This window comes from Pseudaquabacterium rugosum (assembly GCF_038066575.1).
Classification (GTDB): Bacteria; Pseudomonadota; Gammaproteobacteria; order Burkholderiales; family Burkholderiaceae_C; genus Pseudaquabacterium; species Pseudaquabacterium rugosum.
On the sequence record NZ_JBBUTF010000027.1, the window covers coordinates 25,026 to 50,697 of the forward strand.

The following is a 25,672-nucleotide window of genomic DNA, read 5'->3' on the forward strand; positions in this document are numbered from 1 at the left end:
GGCCAGCGGCGCAGACCGTGGCCCACGGAAGACCGGCGCACCGGCCGTGCAGCGCACGGCGGCCGACGGGCAGAAAACGGACAGGACGGATGGAACGACGGACAAAGAAGCAACCGACGCGGATCGCCCGCGTATCTGGAGGCTTAGAGTCTACGCGCCGCCAGCGAACGCAGACCCCGGGTCACGCCCCTGAATTTCGGGGACGCGGCCGGCGCCCGGCGGGCCCCACGGACACACGCGGACCACGACCGGAGCGGGTCTGGCACCATGCGGGGCCCGGTCTGCCGCGGCGGTCACGACCGACCGCAGACGCCCCTTTTGTTCTCCCGCACGGAAGCCCGATGACGATCTACCGCCTTGACGACCTGATGCCCACCCTGGCGCCCGACAGCTGGGTCGCCGACGAGGCCACACTGATCGGTGACGTGCGCCTGGGCGCCCAGGCCAGCGTCTGGCCGGGCGCGGTGATCCGGGCCGACAACACGCACATCACCATCGGTGCGCGCAGCAACATCCAGGAAGGCGCGGTGCTGCATGTCGACCCGGGCTACCCGATCACCCTCGGCGAGGGCGTGACCGTCGGCCACCAGGCGATGCTGCACGGCTGCAGCGTGGGGGCCGGCAGCCTGGTCGGCATCCAGGCCGTGATCCTCAACGGTGCCGTCATCGGCGAGGACAGCCTGGTGGGCGCCGGTGCGCTGGTCACCGAGGGCAAGGTGTTTCCGCCACGCTCGCTGATCCTGGGCAGCCCGGCGCGCGCCGTGCGCACGCTGGAGGAGGCGGATCTGGCGCGGCTGCGCCGCGGCGCCGAGGTCTACGTGGCCAAGGCCGGGCGCATGGCCACGCGCCTGGTCGCCGTCAGCGCGGCGCAGTGCCGCGCCGCAGACGGCGGCTGAGCAGGCCGAGACCGGCCAGCGCCAGCACGGCCGAGGCCGGCTCGGGCACGACGGTGACGCTGAAGCGGTAGTCGAACTGGCCGACCACCGTCTCCTGCATCCACAGCGTGTAGGTGCCCTCGCCCAGCGGCAGGCTGAAGCCCTGGGCCGCCGGCTGGTTGTACGGCGCGCCGGTGAAGGCGGTGCCACTCGACATCGTCGCCAGGATGTCGCTGCCGACATCGGCCGGGCCGTAGAGGTGGTAGCCCATCAGTTGCGCGGCCAGCGTGCTGGTCGGCGTGGTGGCCGGATCGACCCCCTGGTCACCGGCGATCAGGCCGACGAAGGACACCGGGTAGCTGACGGTGTCGCTCTGGGTGCCGGCCAGCACGGTGATGGCGGTGACGGTCTGGCCCGGCAGCACGGTGAAGCTCAGGTAGTCGCGGTCGATCACGCCGGTGCCCGCCGGGGCGGCGCGGCCGGTGGCGCCCGAGATCAGGTTCTCGCCGTAGGCCAGCGTGACCTCGGCCGGGTTGCGCCAGTCGTTGGACAGATCGCCCTGCACGGCCTCGTCCCAGGCGGTGGTGGCGGCGCGGGCCTCGGTGCCGGCGAAGGCCAGGACGCAGGCGGCCGCCAGCGCGGCCCACAACGGCGTCAGGCCCGGGCGGCGGGCGGAAGAACGTGCCAGGGCACGCGGTGACGGAACAGCGGCATCGGCCGGTGGGCGGGCCACCAGCATGGAATGGAACACGGTTGACTCTCCCTCGACGGTTCTCGGTGGCCCGGGGCCGGGCCCCCGGGGGCCGGGCGGTGTCGGTGCTGACCACCCCCCTGGTGCATGACGCCGATTGTGAGGGGGCCCGGTCGCCGCCGGCTGCGCCCGGGAACGCGCACTCCGGGGGGTCCGGGGGCCGCATCTCCCGTGAACAGGAGGGGGCCGATCGGTGCGGATCCCCCGGCGGCCCGCGATGGCCGCGGCCCCCCGGCGTGGCGGACGTCATCCGCGGACCGGATCCGGAACGGCAGCGCTCAATCCGCCGCCGCGGCGACCGATAAGCGGAGAAGCCCGCGGCCCGATCGGATGCGCCGTGCGGCACGCCGTTCATCCGCCGTCCCCGCTGTCCCCGCCGTCCCCGCCGTCCCCGCCGTACCGCACCGGGCCTGCCCGGCCCTGTCCGCTCCCGTCCGGCTGCCCTGACCGCCCTCCACGATGTCCGCCCCGACCCGACACCTGCGTGACCTGACCTTGCCGGAGCACCGGCACCTGGAAGGATCGGCCCTGGCCCGTGCCCTGGACGATCCGGCGCTCAACGCGGTGCGCTACCGGGCGCTGCTCGCGCACTGGCTGCAGGCCTGGGGGCCGCTGGAACGGACGCTGGACCGCGCACCCCATGCCCGCGCCCTGGGCCAGCTGCTGCCCGCGCCGCGCACGGCCATCGGCCGGGCCGATCTGGCGTGGCTGGAGGCCCGGCTGCCGGCCGCCGCCCGGACACCGGCCGGATCAGACCCCGGCTTCGGCCTGTCCACCGGCACATCCACCGGCACATCCATCGGCACCTTCACCGGCACCTTCACCGGCTCCTCCGCCGGCCCGTCCACCGGCCTGCCCACGCTGGCCGCGCCCCAGAGCGTGGCCGGCGCGCTCGGCTGGGCCTATGTGCTGCGCGGCGCCGCGCTGGGCGGCCAGGTCATCGCCCGCCGCCTGCTGCAGCGCCTGGGGCCGGACCTGGCCCCGGCGGTGCGCTTCTTCGCGTCCGGTGAGCAGCAGGCCCTGAGCTGGACGCGCTGGCAGCAGGCGGCGGATGCCCGCCTGGCCGATCCCGCCGATCTGCAGCGGGCGACGGAGGCGGCGCGGGCGGTCTTCGTCTGGCTGGCGACCCACTTCGACGGCCCGCTGCCGCCGCCCGGCCTGTCAGCTCCGGCGCAGGCCCACCCCGCAGGCCACGCGGCCGGCGCCCGCGAGGCCCGGCAGACCGGCGCCACCGCATGAGCGCCGACGAGCCTCACCGCGTCGACGACGCCGCGCTCGACGCCTGCGCCCGCGAGCGCATCCACACGCTCGGCCAGTGCCAGCCGCACGGCCTGCTGCTGGCCGTGGCGCGCACCGACGGCCGCCTGCGCCATCACACCGGCGCGCTGGACCGTCTGCTGGACTGGCCGGCCGACGCCCCGCCCCCCAGCCATCTGCACGAGCTGCTGGAGGGCCCCGTCGACGATCTGCCCCGGCTGCTGGACAGCGTGGCCGACGGGCCGTCCACCCCGCTGGCGCTGCGGCTGCGGCCGCGCGCGGGCCTGGATGCCTCGGCCTGGGAGATCAGCACCCACGGCGTCGGCCCACTGGTGGTGATCGAGGTGCTGCCCTGGACCAACGGCCCGCAGCACGACGCGGCGACCCTGCGCGCGCAGGAAGCGCAGCTGCAGCAGGCCATGCGCCTGCTCGGCCGGCAGGACCGGGAGCAGACGCTCGACCACTTCCTGCACGGCTGCGCCGAGCAGATGCGCCTGCTGTCGAGCTACGACCGGGTGATGATCTACCGCTTCCTGCCGGACTGGAGCGGCGAGGTGATCGCCGAATCGGCCGCACCGGGCCTCGACCAGCGCTTCCTGGGCCTGCGCTTTCCGGCCAGTGACATCCCGCCGCAGGCCCGCGCCCTCTACCGCAGCAACCTGCTGCGGGTGATCGCCGACGTGCAGGCCGAACCGGTGACGCTGCAGGCCACCGAGCCGGCCGACGGCCCGCTGGACCAGAGCCACTGCCTGTTGCGCCAGCCCTCGCCGATGCACCTGCGCTACCTCGACAACATGGGGGTGCGGGCGACGATGACGATCTCGCTGCTCAAGGACGGCGAGCTCTGGGGCATGGTGGCCTGCCACCACCGCACGCCGAAGGCGCCGCCCTACGAGCTGCGCCGGCTGACCCTGCTGCTGTGCACGCTGGTGGCCGAGCTGACGCTGGCGCGCCTGGACGCCCTGCTGCTGCACACGCGCATGCAGCGCCAGCAGGCGCTGCGCACCGCCCTGACCCGGGTGATCCGCGAGGTGGCGGCCGCGGCCGACCTCGACGCCGCGCTGCGGACCGCCCTGCCCGGGCTGTGCACGGCGCTGGAGGTCGACGCCGTCGGCCTGCGGCTGGACGACGCCTGGCTGTTGCGGCCCCAGGTCCCGCCCGGTCTGCTGGACTGGGTGCTGCAGGCGAGCACACCGGCCGCGCCCAGCGCCGGAGCGACCGCGCCGGACGTCGGGACCGGCCCGCCGGCCTGGCACTGCGATGCGCTGTCCGGTCCGGCCGGCGCCGCGCTGGCCGCCGCGTGGCGGCCCTGGTCGGGCGCCCTGGCGGTGCGGTTGCCCAACCTCAAGGGTGCGGTGCTGATGCTGCTGCGCCACGAGCAGCCGCGCAAGGTGCAATGGGCCGGTGCGCCGGCCAAGACCGAGGTGGTGACGGCCGACGGCCAGGTGGTGCTGGGGCCGCGCGCCTCGTTCGACCGCTGGACCCAGATGCTGGGCGGACGCAGCGAGCCCTGGAGCGACGAACAGGTCGAGGACGCCCACGACATCGCCAAGGCCCTGGCCGAGGCCGTGCTGCTGCACCGCGGCCGCACGATGCAGAACGACCTGCGCATGCTGGGCTCGTGCATCGAGCGGCTCAACGACATGGTCGTCATCACCGACACCCGTGACGGCGAGGACCCGGGCCAGCGCATCCTCTACGTCAACCGGGCGTTCACCGAGGTCACCGGTTATGCGCGCGAGGAGGTCATCGGCCGCACGCCCGCCCTGCTGCAGGGCCCGGAGACCGACCGCCGCGTGGTCGCCCGCCTGAACGACGACCTGGCCGCCTGGAAGACCTGCAGCGCCGAGCTGATCAACTACCGCAAGGACGGCGAGCCCTTCTGGGTCGAGATGACCATCGCGCCGGTCGCCGACGAGCACGGCTGGTACACGCACTGGGTGGCCATCGAACGCCCGATCGACGAGCGCAAGGCCGCCGCGCGCGATCTGCAACGACTGACCCTTCACGATGCGCTGACCGGGCTGGCCAACCGCGGCCTGCTGCTCGACCACCTGCAGCAGGCGCTGGCGACGGCCGAACAGTTCGGCCAGAACGGCGCCCTGCTCTACCTGGACCTCGACCAGTTCAAGGCCCTGAACGACACCGCCGGCCATGGCCAGGGCGACGAGCTGCTGCGCCAGGTCGCGCGCCATCTGGCCAGCCTGGCCCGGCGCGAGGACACGCTGGCCCGCCTGGGCGGCGACGAGTTCGCGCTGCTGATCACCGGGCTGCCGGCCGATGTGGCCGCCGCCACCGCGAGCGCCCAGGCCCTGGCCCGTGACGTGCTGGCCCGCGTGGCGCGCGACTACGAGCTCTCGGGCCTGCGCTGGTCGGCCACGGCCAGCCTCGGCGTGGTGCTGCTGCGCGACGGCGCCAGCTGGCACCTGGCGGACGACCTGATGCGTCTGGCCGAACAGGCCATGTACCAGGCCAAGCGGGCCGGCCGCAACAACTGGCGCCTGGCCCGCTCGCAGGAGGCCACGCCCACCCCCAGCCAGACGCGGCTGCAGCAGCTCGGTCAGGCCATGGCCGATGGCCAGCTCGCCCTGCACTACCAGCCCGTGGTCGACCGCCAGCGCCGCACCATCGGCCAGGAGGCCTTGCTGCGCTGGCATCACCCGGACAGCGGGCTGCTGGCGGCCCCCGATTTCCTGCCCGAGGCCGAGCGCGCCGGACTGGGCCACGACATCGCGGCCTTCGTGCTGCAGAGCGCGTGTGAGCAACTGGGCCGCTGGCAGCGGTCGGCCGCCACGCGCGACTGGACCGTCTGCGTCAACGTCAGCCTGGGCCAGCTGCAGCACCCGCGCTTCGTCGCGCTCGTCGAGCGCGTGCTGCGCCAGCACGATGCGCTGGCGCCGCGGCTGGAGCTGGAGCTCATCGAGACCCCGCCGCAGGACGACGGCCGCGTCAACGGCCTGCACGCCGGCCTCGGCGAGATCCTGGACGCGCTGCGGGCGCTGGGCGTGCGCCTGGCCGTCGACGACTTCGGCGAGGGCGGCACGCCGCTGAGCCTGCTGCAGCGCCTGCCGCTGCAGGCGCTCAAGCTGCACCGGCGCCATGTGCAGGGCGTCGACCACGATCCGGAGCGGCAGACGCTGTGCCGGGCCCTGCTGCGGCTCGGCCAGAGCCTGGGGCTGGAGGTGACGGCCAAGGGCGTCGAGCTCGACGGCGAGCACCAGTGGCTGATGGCCCAGGACTGCCCGCACTTCCAGGGCCGGCTGTTCGGCCCGGCCACCGCCTGGCCGCCGACGCAGGAGCCCTCATGAAGGTGCAGACCGCACCCGCCGTGCTGTGGCTGCAGCTGGCACCCGACGGCCACTACCGGCTGCTGCAGCGCGATGCGGGCCGCAGCCTGCTGGGCCGCTTGCCCGCCCACGGCCGCCTGGACGAGGCCCTGCGCGAGGCCGGCCTGCCGGCGCTGTGCGTCGAGCGCCTGCTGGACCTGATGCGCGCCGGCAGCAGCAACGCCTGGCCGATCCGCCTGCCCGATGCCACCGGCCGGGCGGTCGAGCTGCTGCTGTCGACCAGCCCGCCGGTCCGGCCACCGGGGCCACCGGAAGCACCGGCCGACGCAGCGCCGGACGCAGCGCCCGACGACGGCAGCGTGCAGGCCCTGGTCACGCTGACGCCGCTGGCGGCGATCGAGCACCGCGGCGAACTGGCGGACACCGACACCGAGATCGCCACCGGGGCCGATGCCGATGCCGACCGCCGCCCGGTGCGCCTGCGGCTCGACGCCCAGGCCCGCCTGCTGCAGATCGACGGCCCCTGGGCCGCGGTCGTCGGTCTGGCGCCCGAGGCCTGCATCGGCCGGCCGCTGGCCGATGCCCTGGCCCCCCAGGCCGTCGGCACCTGGCAAGGGCTGCTGGCCCGGGCACGGGCCGGCACGCTCGACGCCCTGGACCGCCGTCAGCCGATGCCGCTGCGGCCGCAGCCGGGCAGCCTGCGCTGGATCGAGTTCAGCGCGCTGCACTGGCACGCCGGCGACGGCCCGTCGGCCGGCGGCTGGGAGGCCTGTTTCAGCGAGATCACCACCAATGTGCGGCAGCAGCAGCTGCAGCACATCCGCGAGCGCGCCCTCGACCTGACCGGGGCCGGCGTGGTGGTGATCGACGCGATGTCGCCGCGGCACCCGATGGTGCTGGTCAACCGCAGCTTCTGCCGCCTGACCGGCTATGACGAGTCGGCGATCCTCGGCCGCTCGCTGCGCTTTTTCACCGGCATTCCCAACGGCCAGGAGGGCGCGGCCACGCTGGACCAGGCCCTGCGCGAGGGACGCGCGGCCGGTGCCGTGGTGGCCAGCCACCGCCGGGACGGCACGCCCTACTGGGCCCAGTTCACGCTGACCCCCTTCCACGACCCCGACAACGGCCTGCTGACCCATGTCGTGGCCGTGCTGGCCGACGTGACCGAGAGCCGGGAGCTGATCGCGCGGCTGTCCCAGCAGTCGGCGATGCTGCACGCCGTCCACCACGACAACCCCAACGGCCTGATCGCCTTCGACGAGCAGGGCGGGGTCTGCCTGCAGAACGCGGCCGTCAAGACCCTGACCGGCCTGTACCTGGTGGGCCTGACGCGGCGCAAGTGCTTCGAGGCGCTGGCCGCGCTGGCCGACGAAGGCGCTCCGGATCTGGAAACCGGCCTGGAGCGCCACGGCTGGCTGCAGTGGCCGGTGCGCCAGCCCCGTGAGCGGGTGATCGAGCTGCGCCGCATCCAGCAGGACAGCCGCAGCGCGGCCATGCTGCTGGTGCTGCGCGACGTGACGGCCGAGACCCAGCTGCACCAGATGCAGCGCGAGTTCCTGGCCACCGCCGCCCACGAGATGCGCACGCCGATGACCAGCATCCGCGGCTTCGCCGGCCTGCTGCTGACCGAAGCCGTCGCGCCCGACGTGCAGCGCGAGCTGATCGGCCGCATCCACCACCAGTCGCTGCGGCTGAGCCAGCTGCTCAACGACCTGCTCGACGTCAGCCGCATCGAGGCCCAGGGCCAGGGCGGCCCGCTGGTGCTGCAGGACCTGGCGCTGGAGTCCGAGGTGCAGGACGTGCTGCGCACGCTGGCCACGCCCGAGGCGGCCGACCGGCTGCAGCTGCGGCCCGCGCCGCGGCCGCTGGTGGTGCGCAGCCACCGCGCCAAGCTCACGCAGATCCTGCTGAACCTGGTGAGCAACGCGCTGAAGTACTCGCGCGACCGGGTGACGGTGACGCTGACGTTCGACCCGGCGGAGGGCTGCGCGCACATCGCCGTGCGGGACCAGGGCGTGGGCCTGAGCCAGGCCATGATGAGCCGGCTGTTCACCAAGTTCTACCGCGTCGATCCGGACGGTGCCACCCAGGGCACCGGCCTGGGCCTCTACATCGCGCGCACGCTGGCCGAGCAGTTGGGCGGGCGCATCGAGGTGTGCAGCGAGCTGGGCGTGGGATCGACCTTCACGCTGACCCTGCCGCTGGCGGGCCCGGGCTGAGCGGGCCGCGCCGGCCTCACGGCGTGCGCGCCTGCACCCGCGCGCCCTCGGTGAGCCCGGCCGGCGGATAGACGATCACCGTCGCCCCGGCGGCCAGGCCGTCGCGCAACCAGGCCTGCTGGCCGTTGCGCCCGCCCAGCGTGACCGGGCGCAGACGGGCATGGCCCTCGGCATCGACGGTGTAGACGGCCATCGCGCGGCCCTGGGGATCCGGTGCATCGGGCCGCGGGAACAGCGCGGCCACCGGCAGTTGCAGCGCATCGGTCTGGCGCAGCGTCAGGATGCGCAGGCCGACCCGCCAGCCATCGCCCAGCGCGGCGGCCGCGGGCTGATCGGGATCGATGTCGATCAGCACCTTGACCCGCTGCTCCTCGACGCCGAGCGCCGACACCTTGGTGTAGCCGGCGGGCTCGACGCGGCGCACCCGGCCGCGCAGGGGCGTCTCGCCGCCCCAACGGTCGATCTGCACGGGCGCGCCCGCGCGGGCCTGGACCGCGTCGGCGGTCAGCAGCTCGGCCACCACCTCCAGCTGGCGCAGATCGCCGATCTCCAGCAGCGCGGTGCCGGCGGCCACCGAGGTCTCGCTGGTCAGCGGCACGGCCAGCACCTGGCCGCCGTGGGGCGCACGCAGACGCAGCGGCGCCTGGCCGCCGGCGCGGCTCAGCGGCAGCGCCGCCGCGGGCGGGGCCAGGGCGGCCTCGGCGCGGACCAGATCCTCGCGCGCCATGCGCACGGCCGCGCTGGCGGCCTCCAGGCCCTGACGGGCGGCATGGGTGTTCAGCCGGTCGGCGTCGCGCTGGGTGGCCGAGACGAAGCCCTGGGCGGCCAGCTGCGCGCTGCGCCGCTCGGCCAGCTCGGCCTGTTCGCGGGCGGTGCGGGCCTGGGCTTCGGTGGCCAGCGCACGCTGCACGGCGGCCGCGGCGGCCTCGCGCTGGGCACGGTTCTGGCGCTCGGTGCGGGCGTCCAGCAGCGGTGCGGCGCCGGGCTGCAGCCAGGCCACGGTGTCGCCCTCGGCCACCGCATCGCCCTCGCGCAGCGTGATGCGCTGCAGACGGCCGGCCACCGGGGCGCTCAGCACCCAGCGCTCGCGCAGGCGGGTGCGGCCGTCTTCCTCGATGGCCTGCTCGTAGAGGCCGCGGGTGACGGCGGCGGTCTGCACCGCCAGCGGACGGGGGCTGAAGGCCCAGGCCAGTGCGGCCACCAGGGCCAGACCGCCGGCCGCCAGCACGGCACGCTTGCGCAAGGTCATCGACATGGGTCAGCGCGGGCGCGGGCCCGCCTCTCGGACAGGACCGGCGGCCACCGCGGGCGGCCCACCGGACGGGGTTGCAGGACGACGGATCGGGGCCGGGCTCATTCGCGGGTCTTCAGGGCCGAGACCATGTCGATGCGGGCAATGCGCCGGCGCACGATGGCGGCGGTGCCGGCGGCCGCCAGCAGCACGGTCAGCACGGCCAGGGCCGCGGTCCGCGGCTGCACGATGGCGGGAAAGTGGAACTGGTCGCTGGTCAGCGCGGCGGCGGTGCCGTGCACCATCGCCAGGCCCGCCAGCAGGCCGAGCGGCAGCGCCAGCGCGATCAGCAGCGCCTGCTCGCCCAGCAGCAGCCAGCTGACCTCGCCCTGGCTGAAGCCCAGCACCCGCAGGCTGGCCAGCTCCCAGGCCCGCTCGGCCAGCGCGATGCGCGCGTTGTTGTAGACCACGCCGACGGCGATGACGGCCGCGAAGACCGTCAGCATGCCGCTCATGATGAGGAGGTTGCGCGCCGTCACCTCCTGCATGTTGCGCAGCATGCTGGCCTTGCTGAAGGCGCCGCTGATGGCCGGCAGGCCACGCGTGGCCTCCAGGAAGCGGGGCTCGCTGCCGGGCAGCAGCGTGACGGTGTAGCCACTGGCCAGCGCCGGCGGCTCGCCGGTGGCGCGGTTGAACGCGTCCAGCCGCGCATAGGCGTTCAGGCCCATGGCCTCGCGCACCGTGCCGTCCACGCCGAGCACCAGGCTGCGCCGCGGGCCGCTGTCGAGCTCGACCAGCAGCGGCTGCCCTGGCCGCACCCCGAGCTTGTCGGCCAGGCGGTCGGTCAGCACCAGGCCGTCGCCGGGCAGGCGCTGGGCCTGGCCGTCGAGATCGACGATGCGGTAGAGCGCCGGATCCGCGGGCCCGGCACGCAGCTGCACCCGCTCGCTGCGGTGGCCGTGGCGCAGCGTGACGGCCAGAAAGCGCGTCGGCTCGACGGCCAGCACGCCGGGCAGGCGGGCCAGCGCACGGTCGATGCCGGCGTCATCGGCCTCGGTCAGCCAGACCGAGACGTCGCTGCGCATCTTCAGGCCGAACTCGGTGTCGACGATGCCGTCGATCGCATCGCGGAAGAAGTGGCCCATCATCACGATGGCCACCGCCGCGGCCACGCCGATCACGCTGACGGCCGAGCGCCAGGGCCGGCGTTCGAGGTTGCGCAGGATCATGCGCAGGCCGGGGCTCAGCCGGCGCCAGCCCAGGCGCTCGGCCAGCGTGGGGCCGTAGCGCCCGGGCGCCGGCGGGCGCATGGCGGCCGCCGGGCTCAGCCGCACCGTGGCCAGGATGGCCGACAGCGTGCCGCCCAGCGCGGCGGCCAGCGTCAGCCCGCAGGACAGCGCCACCAGCGCCGCCGGCACGTGCAGCACCAGACGCGGGAAGTGGAAGTTCTGCGCGTACAGCCCCAGCAGCAGCCGGCCCAGGCCGTGGCCGAGGGCCACGCCGCCGAGCGCCCCGAGGGCGATGATCACCGCCACCAGCTTCAGGTAGTGACCGGCGATCTGCGCATCCCCGTAACCCAGCGCCTTGAGCGCGGCGATCTGCTCGCGCTGCGTGGCCACCAGGCGCGAGACGACGACATTGATCAGGAAGGCGGCCACCGCCAGGAAGATCAGCGGCAGCACCGTGCCCAGCAGGCGCTGGGTGCGGATCTCGCTGTCGAGCATCTGGTGCGAGGCCTGGTGCTCGCGGCCGTAGGGCGGCGCGCCGCCATAGCGCCGCAGCGGCGCGCTGAGGGCGCGGATGGCCGCCGCCTCACCCGGCAGCACGCCGTCGGCATCGCGCGCGCCACCCGGCGCCAGGCGCACGGCCAGGGTGTTGAAGGCGCCCGCCATGTCCCAGGCCGCGGCCAGCGCGTCCTCGTCGAGCCAGAAGACGCCGAAGCCGCGCTGGTCAGGGCTGCCGAAGAGGCCGGCGAAGATGTATTCCGGCGACAGCGCGATGCCGACGATGTGCAGCCGGCGCTGGCGCCCGTTGACCAGGGCGGAGACCTGGCTGCCGGGCGCCAGGCCCCGGGCCTGGGCGAAGCCGCGCGAGACCAGCGCCTCCAGCCGCCCGCCCCCGTCGGCCGGCCAGCGGCCCTCGACCAGCCGCACCTGGTCGAGCCGCCGCGGCACGCGCGGGTCGAGGCCGATCAGCCGGCCCAGCGCCGGATCGCTGCTGCCGTCCTGGCTGATGCGCACGATCTGCTCGATGCCCGGCTGCACATCGGCCACGCCGGGCGTGGCCAGCAGCGGGGCCACCAGTGACCGCGGCGCGCGCTTGACGGTGGCGAACAGATCGGCGAAATGCGCCTCGGCATAGAAGTCATCGCGCGCCCGCTCCAGGCTGTGCACCGCCGACAGGCACATCAGGAAGCCGCCGATGCCCACCGCCACCACCAGCGCGATGGTCAGCGCCTGGCTCCACATCAGGCGCAGATCGCGCCAGAGCTTGATGTCGAGGGCCTTCACCCGCCGCCTCACCAGTGCAGCTCGTCGGCGCTCTTGCGCCGGGCGTTGACGGTCTCGCGCTGCAGGCGGCCATCGCCCATCAGCAGCACGCGGTCGGCCATCTCGGCGATCGCGGCGTTGTGGGTGATCACCAGCGTGGTGGTGCCCAGCTCGGCGTTGATGCGTGCCAGCGTCTGCAGCACCAGGCGGCCGGTGGCGATGTCGAGCGCGCCGGTGGGCTCGTCGCACAGCAGCACCTGCGGCCGCTTGACGATGGCCCGCGCGATGGCCACGCGCTGCTGCTCGCCGCCCGAGAGCTGGGCCGGGAAATGGTCGCCGCGGTGGCCGAGGGCCACCCGCTCCAGCGCCTCGTCGACCGGCATCGGATCGGTGGCGATGTCGGTGACCAGCGCGACGTTCTCGCGCGCGGTCAGGCTCGGGATCAGGTTGTAGAACTGGAAGACGAAGCCGACGTGCTCGCGCCGGTAACGCGTCAGTGCAGCGTCATCCGCTTCGGTCATGCGCAGGCGCCCGAGGCCGGGGCCGTCGTAGTCCAGCGTGCCGGCGCTGGCCGTCTCCAGGCCGCCCAGGATGTTCAGCAGCGTGCTCTTGCCGCTGCCCGACGGGCCCAGCAGCACGACCAGCTCGCCGCGCCGGATGTCCAGATCCGCCCCCTTGAGCGCGGGCACCGGCACATCGCCGGCCAGGTAGGTCTTGGCCAGGCCCCGGGCCGTGAAGACGGGGGTGGCGGCGGATGCAGGTGCGAATGCGGGAGGAGCGCCGGTGACGGGCCTGCCGTCGACGGCGGAGCCGGAGACTTCCATGGCCGCGATGCTCGCCGTGTCCGTCCGTGGCCGCCTTGAGGACGGTCAAGGCGGATGCAGCGGCCGTGTGCGGAGGGCCTCGGCCGGCGGCCCGTCACGCCGGGCGGACGCCTGCGCGGAGCGCCCGGCCTGCGGTGCGGTGCGCCGAGCTCAGCGCAGTGACCGCAGCGACAGCCGCTCGGACGGCACCTGCTCCAGCCAGCAGCGGCGCGCCGCGGGATCGCGCACCATCAGCTGCGCGGCCACCCGCATCCAGGCCATCGCCGGCAGGTCGCGGTCGCCCAGGTCCAGCCGGTGGCGCCAGGCCAGGTGCACGGCCTGGCCCGGCCGCAGTTCGAGGTAGCGCTCGGCATGGTCGCCGCAGCGCGAGGGCTGGTGGTCGTGCTCGACCGGCAGGCCGCTGAGCTGCCCCCACTCGCTGTCGAGGCGCAGGCCGCCATCGGCATGCAGCGCCGGCCACGGGTGGGTCAAGGCCACGCGCAAGGGCACCTCACCGGTGTTGCGCAGCTCGATGCCGAGATCGGCCCGCACCAGGTTGCGGCGACCGGGCTCGGCGGACTGCACCACCACCGGCTCGAAGGTCCAGCGGAAGGGGCCGCTGTCGATCACGCGTTCGCCGGTGGCTGGCGGCGGCGCCGCCGGTGCCGGCTGGACGGTGGCGACCACCGGCGGCGTCTCGACGGGCGGCGGCGGCACGGCGGCCACCGGCGGCGCGGCGGGCACGGGAACAGGCGCGGGCGCGGGCGAAGGAACAGGCACGCTCAACGGCAGCGAGGCGACGTCCGGCGGCAGCTTCAGCAGGCTGCCGATGATGCGGTTGACGGCCTGGCCCATGCAGCCGCTGGCCTGCAGCGACTGCGTGCCCTGCAGCTTCAGCGTGCGCTCGGTGAAGGCCTGGACGTCGGCATGCACCAGGCTGACGCGGGCCCGCAGCGCCGGCCCCTCGGACAGCGACAGCCACAGGCGGCCGTCATCGCGCGGGTCCAGATCGAGCCGGGCCTGCTCGATCTGGCAGCCGGCGCGCAGCATCAGCACCGCCCGCTCGACATGGGCGACATCGGCCCACGCCGGCCCGGGCACGACCATCAGCACGAGCGACGACCAGGGCGCCAGCCAAGCCAGCGCCCGGCCCGGACCTGAGGCTGGACCTGAGGCCGGACGTGAGGCCGGTGGCGAGGTCGGCAGGGGCCGCCGGTGCGGGCCGGCCATCGGGGAGTGGCGGGGGCCGTGCGGGCACGGCGTCGATGTATCGTCCATCGCGGTCATGCCGACGAGTCTAGGAGCCGCCCAGGACCCCCGCCACGGACGCCTGCCGCGACATCCGCAGGGAAAAGGATGAAGCGCGGGCGGCCGCATGATCCGTGTCATCCTGCCGTGGAACCCGCTGCCTAGAATGATTTTTTTGTCCCGCCGCGCCGCACGCATGAGCCCCTTCGCCGCCTCCGGCGCCGTCCGCCGCCGCTCCTGGATCCGGATCGTCCTGTCGGCCGTGGGGGCCGGGCGGGCGGGGCTGCTGCTGTGCGGTCTGTGGCTGTGCGGCCTGTCGCTGTGGGGCCTGCTGGCGCCGGCGGTGCAGGCCGCCGCACCGCCCGCCCTGCCACTGCTGCGGCTGGAAGCCGGCATGCACGTGAACCTGGCGCGTGCGGTGGCCGTCGATGCGGCCGGCCAGTGGGCCGTCACCGTCTCCGACGACAAGACCGCGCGCAGCTGGCGCCTGCCCGATGGCGCGGCCGGCCCGGTGCTGCGCCCGCCGATCGCCGAGGGCGGCGCGCTGGCCGCCGAGGGCCGGCTGCAGGCGGTGGCCATCGCCCCCGATGCCTCGACCGTGGCCGTGGCCGGGCGCAGTGGCGCCGGCTTCGACGGCCGCAACGCGGTCTACGTGTTCGAGCGTGCCAGTGGCCGCATGCTGCGGCGCATCGACGTCGGCAGCGCGCTGCCGGTGGTCACGCTGGCGCTGACGCCCGATGGCCGCACCCTGGCCGTCGGTCTCGGCGATGACGGCGGCCTCAAGACCTTCGACTACGCCAGCGGCCGCCCGATCGCCCACGACGCCGACTACGCGGGCAGCCTCTACGCGCTGGACTTCCGCGCCGATGGCCGGGTGCTGGCCGCCGGGGCGATCGACGGCCGGCTGCGCGTCTACAACGTCGATGGCGGCCGCCTGACGCTGGCCGGCGTGGCCCGGCCGCAGGGCGGACGCCAGATCGCGCAGGTGCGCTTCTCGCCCGACGGGCAGCTGATCGCCCTCGGTCTGGAGGACTCGCCGCAGGTGCTGGTGCTCGACGGCCAGTCGCTGCAGCTGGTGGGCCGGCCGGCGCCGGCCGCCGACGGCCAGTCGGTGTTCTCCAGCCTGGCCTGGAGCCCGGACGGGCAGGAGCTGTGGGGCGGTGGCACGCACCGCGAGGGCGGCCGCTGGCAGCTGCGGGTCTGGCCGCGCAAGGACTGGCAGCAGTTCGCCGACCGGCCGGTGGCCGGCGCCTCGGTGCTGGCGCTGGCCACGCTGCCGGGCCAGCGCGTGCTCTACCTGTCGGGCGAGCCGGCCTGGGGCTTCGTCGATCCGGCCGGGCAGGTCCAGCCCCGCGGGCACTCGCCGCTGGCCAGCTTCAACAGCCTGGCGCGGCAGTTCCAGGTCAGCGAGGACGGCCGGGCAGTGCGCTTCTGGTTCGGCTTCCGCGAGGCGATGCACGAGTTCGACCTTGCCAGCCGGGTGCTGCGCGCGGTGCCCGCCGACGGCGCCGCGCCGTCCGCCGGCACGCCACCGGCCACCTTCGCCCCGCCGCGGCTGCAGGCCGACGACGGCCGCACGGTCGACGGCTGGGAGAACCAGCGCCAGCCGCAGTACGGCGGTCAGCCGCTGCCGATCGGCGAGCTGGAGACGGCGCGCAGCCTGGCCTTCTCGGCCGACGGCCGGCGCTTCGCGCTCGGCACCGACGCGAAGCTGTGGCTGTTCGACGCCGCCAGCGGCCAGCCCGTGTGGCAGGTGCGTGCGCCGGCGCTCGTCTGGGCGGCCCGGATCACGGCCGGCGGCGAACTGCTGGTGACGGCCGGCCAGGACGGCGTGATCCGCTGGTACCGCGGCCGCGACGGCGCCGAGCTGCTGGCGCTGTTTCCGCATGCCGACCGCAAGCGCTGGGTGCTGTGGACGCCCGGCGGCCAGTTCGACGCCGCCCCCGGCGCCGAGGAGCTGCTGGGCTGGCACCTGAACCGCGGCCTGGACGCGGCCGCCGACTTCCATCCGATGTGGACGCTGCGCGAGCGCTTCCGCCGCGCCGACGTGATCGACCGCGTGCTGGCGCTGCGCGATCTGGCCCAGGCCGTGCAGCAGGCCGATGCGGCCGCCGGCAAGACCGGTGCACCGGCCGCCGATGCCACCACGCTGTCGGCCAGCCTGCCGCCGCTGCTGCAGCTCGAAGGCGCCGCACCGGCCGTCACGCCGGCGGCCGACGGCCAGGGCGGCGAGGCCCGCCTGGTGCTGCGCCTGCGCAGCGACGCGCGGGCGCCGGTCAGCGGCCTGCGCGCGCGGGCCGACGGCCGGCCGGCCCGCATCGAGACCGTCGGCGCGCCACGCCCGGTGGCCGGCGAGCCCGGCAGCGAGCTGCGCGAGGTGCGGGTGCAGTTCGCCGGCCGGCCGCAGCAGCTGCAGCTGCTGGCCGACAACCGCCACGGCACCTCGGCGGCGATGACGGTGCGCATCCCCTGGGGCACGGCGGCGGCGATGGTCACCGCGGCGCCGCCGACCGGCGCGGGTGCCGCGGCAGGCACGCCCCCGGCGGCCGCGCCCAAGAGCGGCAGTGCGGTGACCGCGGCGGCCGGTGTGGCCGGGACGGTGGCGGCCGGCACCGTGGCCGCCGCCGCGACCACGGCCGGTACCGCCGCCGCGGCGGCCACCGGTGCGGCGGCCGCCACCACCGCGCAGGCCGCCGGCACGCTCGCCCAGGTCGCCACCAGCCCGGCCGCGGCGCTGGCCGCCGCCTCGGCCCAGGGCCTGCGCAAGCCGCGGCTGTACGTGCTGGCCATCGGCGTCGGCCAGTTCCGCTCGGCCGACGTGCCGGCGCTGAACCTGCCGGCCAAGGACGCCACCGACTTCACCGCCGCGATGAAGCGCCAGGAAGGCCGGCTCTACCGCAGCGTCGAGACCCGCCTGCTGACCGACGCCCAGGGCACGCGCGAGGCGATCGCCAAGGGCATGGAGTGGCTGCAGCGCGAGGTCACGCAGCACGACGTCGGCATGCTGTTCGTCGCCGGCCACGGCATGAACGATCCGCAGGCCGGCTATGTCTTCATCACCCACGACTTCGACTTCGCCAAGGTCGGCGCCAGCGCCATCAGCCACAAGCAGTTCAAGTCGGCGACCGAGAACCTGGCCGGCAAGGCGCTGTTCTTCATCGACACCTGCCACTCCGCCAACGTGCTGGGTGCGGGCAAGAAGCCGCAGCAGCCCGACGTCAGCGCCGTCATCAACGATCTGGCCAGCGACGATGCCGGCGTGGTCGTCTTCAGTGCCTCGACCGGGCGCCAGCAGGCGCTGGAGAACCCGGCCTGGGGCAACGGCGCCTTCACCAAATCCCTGGTCGAGGGCCTGAGCGGCAAGGCCGACGAGGCACGCACCGGCCGCATCACCTTCCGCATGCTCGACTACTACATCACCGACCGGGTCAAGCAGCTGACCCAGGGCCGCCAGTCGGCGGTCACCGTCGCGCCCCAGGGCGTGCCCGACTTCGCGCTCGCCATCCAGCCCTGATCCAGCCCTGAGGCACGCCGCCGGCGTCCCAGTCCCCCGTCACCCCGCATCCACCCGAACGGGCCGTCCAGGCCCGCAGCCCCAGGAGTCGCCATGACCCGTCCGTTCCGCCCCGCCTCGCTGGCCGTCGTCGCCACCGCCCTGCTCGTCGCCGCCTGCGGCAGCAACCCGCTCAAGCAGACCCGCATCGAGGAGCAGCCCGACTGCGTGTTCCCGCAGTCGAACGCCAAGGCGCCGATCTGGGTCTGCGGCCAGGGCGCACTCGATGGCGTGGCGGTCTGGGAGGCCGGCTCCTACCAGAAGACCGCCGCCGGCGCCGCCTTCCAGCAGGACCAGGCCACGCTGTCGGGCCGCGTGCGCCTGGCCCAGCGCATGAAGACGATGGTGACGGCGGGCGTGAAGGCCCATGTCGCCACCACCGGCAGCGGCAAGAGCGAGACGGTCGACCAGGTCGCCAGCAGCACGGCCAACGCGATCACGGCCGAGACGCTGGTCGGCTCGCGCGTCTACCGCACCGCCTATGCGCCGGACGGCACGATGTTCGTGCTGGTCGGCCTCGACGAGGGCATGGCCAAGCGCGTGGTCGAGCAGGCGGTGAGCACCAGCATGAACAACAACCGCGCGCAGTGGCAGCAGGTCAAGGGCGCCCAGGCCCAGTCCGAGCTGGCCGCCGAGGTCTACAAGCTCGGCATCCAGAGCATGCAGTGAGGCCGGCGCCGCGCACCGGCCACCGGTGCGCGGCCGGCCCGTGTGACGGGCGCCGGCTCAGCCGACCGTCAGCGCACTGACCGCGGCCTCGGCCGCCGCGACGATCTGCTGCTGGCGCGGCGCGTCGAGCTCGAAGGGCTGCCGCTCGTCGCGGTCGAGGTAGATCAGGCCGATCAGACGGCCCGCCCGCTGCAGGGGCAGCAGCAGGAAATGACGGCCCGGCGGCTGGCGCAGGAAGGCCGGCGGCAGGTGGCGTTGCAGGTTCGGCGCCATCACGTCGGCCACGAGGGTCAGGCGGCCGGTCTGGCACAGCCGCGCGTACAGGTCGCGGCCCGCCCAGGGATCGACCTGCCAGGCCTCGCGCTGGGCCGCGGCCAGCGGCAGCCCGCGCTGGGCCACCACCACGCAAGGCTGCCGCTGACGCCCGAGATGCGGTGACAGCAACAGCACCGCGCGCCGCGGCGCCAGATGACGCCACAGGCCCTGCAGCAGCAGCGCCAGCGACGGCGGCACCGCGTCGCCCTGCGGGGGCTGCAGCAGCTCGGCCGGCAGTCCGATGCGCGCCAGCAAGGCCGGCAGCCGGGCCTGCTGCGCGCTGAGGTCCTGCCGCAGCGTCTCGGGCTCGAGGCCCAGCACCCGCGCCGCCCGCAGGCTGAGCTGCGCCAGCGCGGCCTCGACCGTCAGCACCGGCGACGGTCGTCCGCCCGGCCCGACGCCCTGCGGCAGCGCGCAGGCCAGCATCAGGTCGCTCGCCTCGTGGGCCATGCGGGCCAGCCAGCGCAGACGCTCCTGGGCATCGTCGCTGCGGTGGCGGGGCCAGTCGTCGGCCGCGGGGGCGGGCACCGGCTGCAGGCTGGGCGGCAGGCCCCAGGCCTGGCTGAGCGTCTGCGCGATGCCGTCATAGCCGCAGCCGAAGTGGCGCCGCACGGCCACCTCCTCGGTGCCGGCGTCATCCTGTACCAGACGCGCCGCACGCAGCGCCAGGGCCGCCTGTGGTGCGTGCACGGCCACCACCATGCGGCCCAGATGCGGCGCCAGTCCGACCGCCGGCGCACGCGCGACCAGCTGCGGCACATCGCACAGCGCATCCGTCAGCTGCGCGCCGATCAGCGCGCGCAGACAGGACTCGCCCTGCAGGCGGCTGTGCGGGCTGGCATCGTCCAGGTCCAGACGCGGCCCCCCTGCGGCCACCCGTGCCAGCGTCTCGGAGCCCAGCATGGCCAGCGCCCGTGGCACGTCCCCGGCAGCGCCGCCGCTGCTCTGCGCCAGCGCACCGTTGGCCCGCCGCAGCAGGCGCCAGACCAGGCCCGGGTCGGCATGGACGACCGCGCTCAACTCCTGCAGATGGACCGCCGCCGCACCGGCTCGCGACGCCACGGCCCGCGGCGTGCCCGGCAGCACCGGCAGGTCCGGCTGGCGACGCGCCCGGTCGATCAGGCCCTGCAGCCGGAGCGCGGCATGGCGGGCGGGGTCAGGGTCGGCGTCGGGAGCGGGATCGATGACCAGGTCCTCCCGGACCACGGCATCCGGCGCCGGCAGGGCCGCGGCCAGCGCCGGCACGGGCAGCGGATGCAGCGCCGGCAGGTGGATGGCGCGGTGCTCGGCCGGGTCGGCGCCCGCACCCGCTGCACCCGCTGCACCCGCTGCACCGGCTGCGGCCGCTGCGCCGGCTGCAGCCGACGCGCCACGCGATCCCGCGCCCTCCCCGGACTCCACATCCATGCCCTCGGTCCTGTGCACCGCCATGGCCGAGATTCAACCCCGGCGGCGCGACCGCCGACCATCGGGGATTCTGGATCGCTGCGTGGGGACAGGGACACCGTGAACGGGCGCACGGCACGGACCCGGCCGGGACATGGCGCCCACGCCCCGGCCGGGCGACCGGACCGGCGAGCGCCATCGTCGACAATCCGGCCCCCGCCGCGCTCCGCATGAATGCACCGCCTTGTCTCCGATGTCCGCTGTTTCCCCGGTGCACTCGCGCGCCATGCCTGCGCTGTTCGTCCTGATCTGGAGTACCGGCTTCATCGTCGCGCGCTACGGCATGCCCTGGGCGCCGCCGGCCAGCTTCCTGCTGGTGCGCTTCGGTCTGTCGGTCGCCTGCCTGGCGGCCTGGGCCGGTCTGGCCCGCGCGCCCTGGCCGCGTGGACGCGCGCAGTGGCGCCATCTGGCCGTCAGCGGCGTGCTGATGCACGCGGTCTACCTCGGCGGGGTATGGACGGCGGTCAAGGCCGGCATGGGCGCCGGTCTGGTGGCGCTGCTGGTCGGGCTGCAACCGGTGCTGACGGCGGTCTGGCTGTCGGCCACCGGTGACCGCGTCAGCCCGCGGCAATGGGCCGGGCTGGGGGCGGGCCTGGCCGGCCTGCTGATGGTGGTCTGGACCAAGCTCGGCCACGGCGAGCTGGGGCCGCTGAGCCTGGGCTGCGCCCTGCTGGCGCTGGCCGGCATCACCGCCGGCACGCTCTACCAGAAGCGCCATCTGGCCCCCTGCGACGTGCGCACCGCCAACCTGATCCAGCTCAGCGCCGCCGCGCTGGCGATGGCCCCGCTGGCCCTGCTCGACGACGAGCCCATGCGCTGGATGCGGCTGGTGGACGGCGCGGCCACGCCGGTGGCCAACGGGGCGCTGATCGGCGCGATGGTCTGGTCGGTGCTGGGCATGACCCTGGGCGGCAGCTCGCTGCTGTACCTGCTGATCCAGCGCGGCGCGGCGACGCAGGTCGCCAGCCTGCTCTACCTGGTGCCGCCGACCACGGCCCTGATGGCCTGGGCCTTGTTCGGCGAACGCATCACCGGCTGGACGCTGGCCGGCACCGCACTGACCGCGCTCGGCGTGTCCTGGGTGGTGCGGGCGCCCGTGGCGCCTGTCGAACCGTCGGCACCGGCGGCAGCGACGGCAGCGGATGGGCCGGCGGTGCCGGATGGGCCTGCGGACGTCACCGCGGCGACCGTGACCATCACCGCGGCTGCCAACGCTGCGGCCAAGGCAACCGCAACCGCCACCGCCCACACCTCCACGGCCGGCCCGCAAGACACCCCGCGCCATGACTGACCGCCCGCAGATGCCGGAGCACCCGGAGCAGCCGGAGCACGCCGCGCCGCCGGCCCGCCTCGCCACGCCAGCCGCCGCGCCGGCCGCCCCGGAAACTGCACCGGACATCGCCCGGGACACCCCCCCGTCACCGTCCCCACACGGCCTGGCCCGTGGCCTGCGCTGGCTGTTGCCGACCGCGCTGGCGCTCGGCGGCTGGACCTGGGGTGTGGGCGAGGCCCTGCCCGGCTGGCTGCGGCCGCGCATCGCGCAGGCCGCGGCCCAGGCGCTCGGCACCGAGGTGAAGCTGGAGGCGCTGACGATCGCGCCCTGGTCGCTGCGCCTGGGCATCGCGAGCCTGCGCATCGGCCCGGCCGACGCCCCCTGGCTGCAACTGGCCGAGGCCCGCACCCGCCTGGCCCTGCTGGACAGCCTGTGGCAGCGCGCACCGGTCATCGACGGCCTGAGCCTGCAGCGCCCGCAGCTCTACCTGGAGCGCGCGGCCGACGGCCGCCTCAACATCGCCCCGCTGCTCGACCGCCTGGCCCGCCCGGCCGACGCGCCGGCTGCGGCCCCCGGCGAGCCCCCGGCCCTGGTGCTGCAGGGCCTGCGGCTGGACGGCGGCAGCCTGCGCTGGGTCGACCGCCAGCACGCCGGCGAGCACCGCATCGACGCGCTGTCGCTCGCCCTGCCTCGGCTGTCCACCCGGCCGGCCGACGCGGACGACACCAGCCCGGCCGAGGCACAGGCCCGCCTCGACGGCAGCACGCTGCGCGTCGACGGCCAGCTGCGCCTGTTCGCACGGCCCGAGCGCCAGGTGGCGATCGACCTGGACTGGCGCGACCTGGAACTGGCGCCGCTGCTGCGTGCCGCCGGCCCGTGGCTGAGCCACCCGCTGCCGCTGGCGCTCGACGCCGGCCGGGCAGCGGCACGGCTGCAGATCCGCCTGAGCCAGCCGCAGGCCCCCACGGCCACGACCAAGGCCCCCGCCGCGGCCGACCGGCCCGCCGGCGCCTCGACCGCGCCGACGGGGGCGGGAACGGCGGCAACGGTCACGGCGGCCACGGCAGTCACGGCAGCGGCCACGGCAGCGACCGCGGCCACGACAGCCGCAGCGCCCCGGCCGCAGCCCCGCCTGCAGATCAGCGGCGAGCTGCAGATCGACGGCCTGCGTGGCCAGTGGCAGCAGGGCCGCAGCGTCCCGCTGGCCTGGCAACGGCTGCGCATCGAGGCGCTGGATCTGCAGCCGCTGCAGCGCCAGCTGACGATCGGCCGCGTGCAGCTGCAGGGGCCGGACCTCACCTGGGCGCTGGACGCGGCGCCGGCCGCCACGGCTCCGCCGCGGGAGGGCGGCGGTGCGGCGGATGCGACGGATACGGCCAGTACGACGGATACGGCGGATGCGACGGGCACGCCCTGGCGCTGGCACATCGCGCACATCGCGCTCGACGACGGCCAGCTGCGGCTGCGCCATGCGGCCTGGCCGGCCGACCGCCGACTGCGCGCGCTGGCCCTGCAGATCGACGACCTGGACAGCCGGCCCGAGCACAGCGCCCGCGCCCGGCTGCAGGCCCGCGACGACCTCGACGCGACGCTGGAAGCCGAGGCCACGCTACAGCCGCTGGCGGGCCAGGCGTCCGGCCGCCTGGCGCTGCAGGGCCTGGACACCCGGGCCTGGCTGGCGCCGTGGCACGCGCGCCTGCCGGTCGACTGGCAGCAGGGCCGGCTGACGCTGGCGCTGCACGCCGCCATCGACCCACAGGGCTGGCGACTGGACGAGGGCTCGGCCCAGCTCGACACGCTGCGCCTGGCGCCACACCGGCCGACGACCGGCCGGACCGCGCCAGGACGGCCCCCGGCCCGCGGCGCAGACCATCTGGCGCTGGACCGCCTGAGCGTCGACGGCGTGCGGATCGAGCAACAGGCCGGCCAGCCGCTGCAGGCCCGCATCGGCACGGTCTCGCTCGATGGCGCCGCGCTGCGCGCCAGCCGCGGCGCGGACGGCGCGCTGCCCTGGCTGCCCCCGGCGGCCGCCGGCCCACGACCGGCGGCCACCGGTGCCCGTGCCGCGGCCACTGGCACCCGCCCCGCAGCGGCGCCCCACCGCGCCGCCACGCGCCCGCGCCCGGACGCCCCGGCCGCGAGCCCGCCCCCGCGCTGGTCGATCGACACCCTGCGCTGCCGGCGCTGCGCGCTGAGCTTCGACGATGCGCAGACCGCCGGCGGCCAGCACTGGCAGGCCCGCGATCTGGCGCTGACGCTGCGCCAGCTCGACAGCGACGCCCGCCAGCCCTTCACGCTGCAGCTGGCCAGCGGCTTCGGCCGGGACGGCCGGCTGGCCGTCGATGGCCAGGTGCGCCGCGCGCCGCTGCAGGTGCGCGCCCGGCTGCGCACGCAGGACATCGACCTGTCGGCCCTGCAGCCCTGGCTGGACCCCTACGTCAACCTCAGCCTGCACTCGGCCCGCTTCGACGCCGACGGCCGGCTCACGCTCGATGGCCCGGCCTCGCCCGCGGCGGCGGCCGCCGGCACACCGCCGCCGGCCATCGCGGCCGCGGGCTGGCGCGGCCGCCTGGCGCTGCGCGCGCTGCAGGCCCAGGACCGGCTCAACGGCGCCGACTTCCTGCGCTGGCGCACGCTGGCGCTCGACGGCAGCGCGCTGCAGTGGCGTCCGTCGTCGTGGGAGGCCGATCTGGGCCGCATCACGCTCGACGGCTTCTACGGCCGCGTGATCGTCAACGGCGACGGACGGCTGAACCTGCGCGACATCGTGCGCCGCAGCGACGAGGCCGAGCGCTCGCTGACCACGCCCCAACCGCAACGCGCGCCGGCCTCCGCCACCGAGGCGGCCGCCGCCGCCACCGCCGGGCCGACCCGGCTGCGCTGGCAGGCCATCGCGCTGACCGACGGCGAGGCCGACTTCACCGACCTCTGGATCCGGCCGAACTACTCGGCCCGCCTGACCGGGCTGGACGGCCGCGTCTCGGCGCTGGCCTGGGACGACCCGCAGCCGGCCACACTGCACATCGGCGGCAAGGTCGACGACAGCGCGCCGCTGGCCATCGACGGCACGGTGCACCCGCTGGGCCCGCGCCTGCTGACCGACCTGACGGCCAGCGCACGCGGCATCGACATCACCCGCCTGTCGACCTACACGGCCCGTTATGCCGGCTACGGCATCGAGCAGGGCACGCTGTCGACCACGCTGCACTACCGGATCGAACACGGCCGGCTGCAGGCCGACAACCGGCTCTACGTCGACCAGCTGCGCTTCGGCGACGCCGTCGACAGCCCCGATGCCCTGAATCTGCCGGTACGGCTGGCGGTGGCCCTGCTGCAGGACCGCCACGGCGTGATCGACGTCAACCTGCCGGTCAGCGGCAGCCTGGACGATCCGCAGTTCTCGGTCGGCGGCCTGCTGGTCAAGGTGCTGGTCAACCTGGTGACCAAGGCGGTGACGGCACCGTTCACGCTGCTGGCCCAGGCCTTCGGCGATGGTCAGGCCGAGCTGGGCCACACGCCCTTCCTGGCCGGCTCCGACGCCCTCGACGGCGACGCGCGCGCGCTGCCCGCACTGCAGACGCTGGCGCAGGCCCTGCTGGAGCGGCCGCAGCTCAAGCTGGAGATCACCGGCCGCGCCGACGCCGCCGCCGACGGCCCGGCCCTGCGCCGCGCCGGCCTGGAGCAGCAGCTGCGCGAGGCCAAGGCCCGGGCCCTGGGCGGCACACCGGCCGAGGTCAGCCTCGGCCCCGACGAGCGCCCCCGCTGGCTGCGCCAGGTCTGGGACCGGGCCCCGCTGCCGCAGCGCCCCTCGCTGTTGCAGCGGCTGCGCGAGCCCCCGGCCGCGGCCGCGATGGAGGCCGATCTGCTGGCCTTGCAGACGGTCGACGCGGCCGCGCTGCGCACGCTGGCCGACCGCCGGGCCGACCATGTCAAGGCCTGGCTGGCCCGCCAGGTGCCGGCCGAACGGCTGCTGCTGACGGCCTCGCGGGTGGAGACCGGCCCGCCGGTGGCGGCGACGACGGCGACAGCGGCGGCGGCTGAGGCGGCTGAGGCAGCACCTGGGGCGGGCGCCGCCTCAGGTGCCGCATCGGCCGCCGCATCAGGGCCCGCCGCCACGGCTGCGGGCCAGGCCCGCGACACGGTGACGCCAGCCGCCGGAACGCGCGGGCCGGGCGTCGACTTCGAGCTGCGCTGAGGCGGTGGCGGTGGCGGTGGCGGCAGTGGTGGTAACCGCCACCGCGCCGTCGCCCGCGCGC

13 protein-coding genes and 1 pseudogene are annotated in these 25,672 nt (G+C 75.4%); 8 read left to right on the forward strand and 6 right to left on the reverse strand.

Features of this window, described 5'->3' with window-relative positions; genetic code table 11:
* The first annotated feature begins 341 nt into the window (after nucleotides 1-341).
* The gene (locus AACH11_RS21930; RefSeq protein WP_341376414.1) at nucleotides 342-896 is read left to right on the forward strand and encodes a gamma carbonic anhydrase family protein; all 555 of its coding nucleotides are present in this window, start codon (nucleotides 342-344) and stop codon (nucleotides 894-896) included.
* Here the strand turns inward: AACH11_RS21930 and AACH11_RS21935 are convergent.
* Complete coding sequence (locus tag AACH11_RS21935) at nucleotides 859-1,626, reverse strand: PEP-CTERM sorting domain-containing protein (protein WP_341376415.1); 768 nt, start codon at nucleotides 1,624-1,626, stop codon at nucleotides 859-861. The genes AACH11_RS21930 and AACH11_RS21935 overlap by 38 nt on opposite strands.
* Nucleotides 1,627-2,085: 459 nt before the next feature.
* On the opposite strand from AACH11_RS21935, the gene AACH11_RS21940 reads away from it, so the two are divergent.
* The 3 genes from AACH11_RS21940 to AACH11_RS21950 are packed head-to-tail and all read left to right on the forward strand — an operon-like array spanning nucleotide 2,086 to nucleotide 8,389.
* Nucleotides 2,086-2,865: a biliverdin-producing heme oxygenase gene (locus AACH11_RS21940; RefSeq protein WP_341376416.1), complete on the forward strand. Its 780-nt coding sequence runs from the start codon at nucleotides 2,086-2,088 to the stop codon at nucleotides 2,863-2,865.
* Nucleotides 2,862-6,191, forward strand: coding sequence for a bifunctional diguanylate cyclase/phosphodiesterase (locus AACH11_RS21945; RefSeq protein ID WP_341376417.1), 3,330 nt, complete (start codon nucleotides 2,862-2,864; stop codon nucleotides 6,189-6,191). Before AACH11_RS21940 ends, AACH11_RS21945 begins: the two co-directional genes overlap by 4 nt.
* Entirely contained in the window at nucleotides 6,188-8,389 is a 2,202-nt protein-coding gene (locus tag AACH11_RS21950; protein ID WP_341376418.1) for a PAS domain-containing sensor histidine kinase, read from the forward strand. The genes AACH11_RS21945 and AACH11_RS21950 overlap by 4 nt, the downstream gene beginning before the upstream one ends.
* 16 nt (nucleotides 8,390-8,405) lie before the next feature.
* On the opposite strand, the gene AACH11_RS21955 is transcribed toward AACH11_RS21950, so the two are convergent.
* The 4 genes from AACH11_RS21955 to AACH11_RS21970 all read right to left on the reverse strand — a co-directional run bounded on the left by AACH11_RS21955 (nucleotide 8,406) and on the right by AACH11_RS21970 (nucleotide 14,142).
* Nucleotides 8,406-9,644 (reverse strand): efflux RND transporter periplasmic adaptor subunit, encoded by a 1,239-nt coding sequence (locus tag AACH11_RS21955; protein ID WP_341376419.1) that lies wholly within the window; start codon nucleotides 9,642-9,644, stop codon nucleotides 8,406-8,408.
* A gap of 98 nt (nucleotides 9,645-9,742) precedes the next feature.
* Complete coding sequence (locus AACH11_RS21960; RefSeq protein WP_341376420.1) at nucleotides 9,743-12,130, reverse strand: ABC transporter permease; 2,388 nt, start codon at nucleotides 12,128-12,130, stop codon at nucleotides 9,743-9,745.
* 8 nt (nucleotides 12,131-12,138) lie between these two features.
* Complete coding sequence (locus tag AACH11_RS21965; protein WP_341376421.1) at nucleotides 12,139-12,933, reverse strand: ABC transporter ATP-binding protein; 795 nt, start codon at nucleotides 12,931-12,933, stop codon at nucleotides 12,139-12,141.
* 150 nt (nucleotides 12,934-13,083) lie between these two features.
* Nucleotides 13,084-14,142, reverse strand: a complete 1,059-nt coding sequence (locus AACH11_RS21970; RefSeq protein WP_341376422.1) for a hypothetical protein — start codon at nucleotides 14,140-14,142, stop codon at nucleotides 13,084-13,086.
* A 214-nt stretch (nucleotides 14,143-14,356) separates the two neighbouring features.
* On the opposite strand from AACH11_RS21970, the gene AACH11_RS21975 reads away from it, so the two are divergent.
* A complete protein-coding gene (locus AACH11_RS21975; RefSeq protein WP_341376423.1) occupies nucleotides 14,357-17,674 on the forward strand; it encodes a hypothetical protein in 3,318 nt (1,105 codons plus the stop codon).
* Nucleotides 17,675-17,767: 93 nt separating this feature from the next.
* Nucleotides 17,768-18,382: a hypothetical protein gene (locus AACH11_RS21980; protein WP_341376424.1), complete on the forward strand. Its 615-nt coding sequence runs from the start codon at nucleotides 17,768-17,770 to the stop codon at nucleotides 18,380-18,382.
* Nucleotides 18,383-18,439: 57 nt separating this feature from the next.
* On the opposite strand, the gene AACH11_RS21985 is transcribed toward AACH11_RS21980, so the two are convergent.
* The gene (locus AACH11_RS21985; protein WP_341376425.1) at nucleotides 18,440-20,104 is read right to left on the reverse strand and encodes an HDOD domain-containing protein; all 1,665 of its coding nucleotides are present in this window, start codon (nucleotides 20,102-20,104) and stop codon (nucleotides 18,440-18,442) included.
* A 232-nt stretch (nucleotides 20,105-20,336) separates the two neighbouring features.
* Between AACH11_RS21985 and AACH11_RS21990 the strand changes: the two are divergent.
* Both AACH11_RS21990 and AACH11_RS21995 read left to right on the forward strand, forming a co-directional pair.
* Nucleotides 20,337-21,236 (forward strand): annotated as a pseudogene (locus AACH11_RS21990) (DMT family transporter); the annotation flags it as partial.
* A 190-nt stretch (nucleotides 21,237-21,426) separates the two neighbouring features.
* Entirely contained in the window at nucleotides 21,427-25,611 is a 4,185-nt protein-coding gene (locus AACH11_RS21995; RefSeq protein ID WP_341376426.1) for a DUF748 domain-containing protein, read from the forward strand.
* The last annotated feature ends 61 nt before the right edge of the window (nucleotides 25,612-25,672 follow it).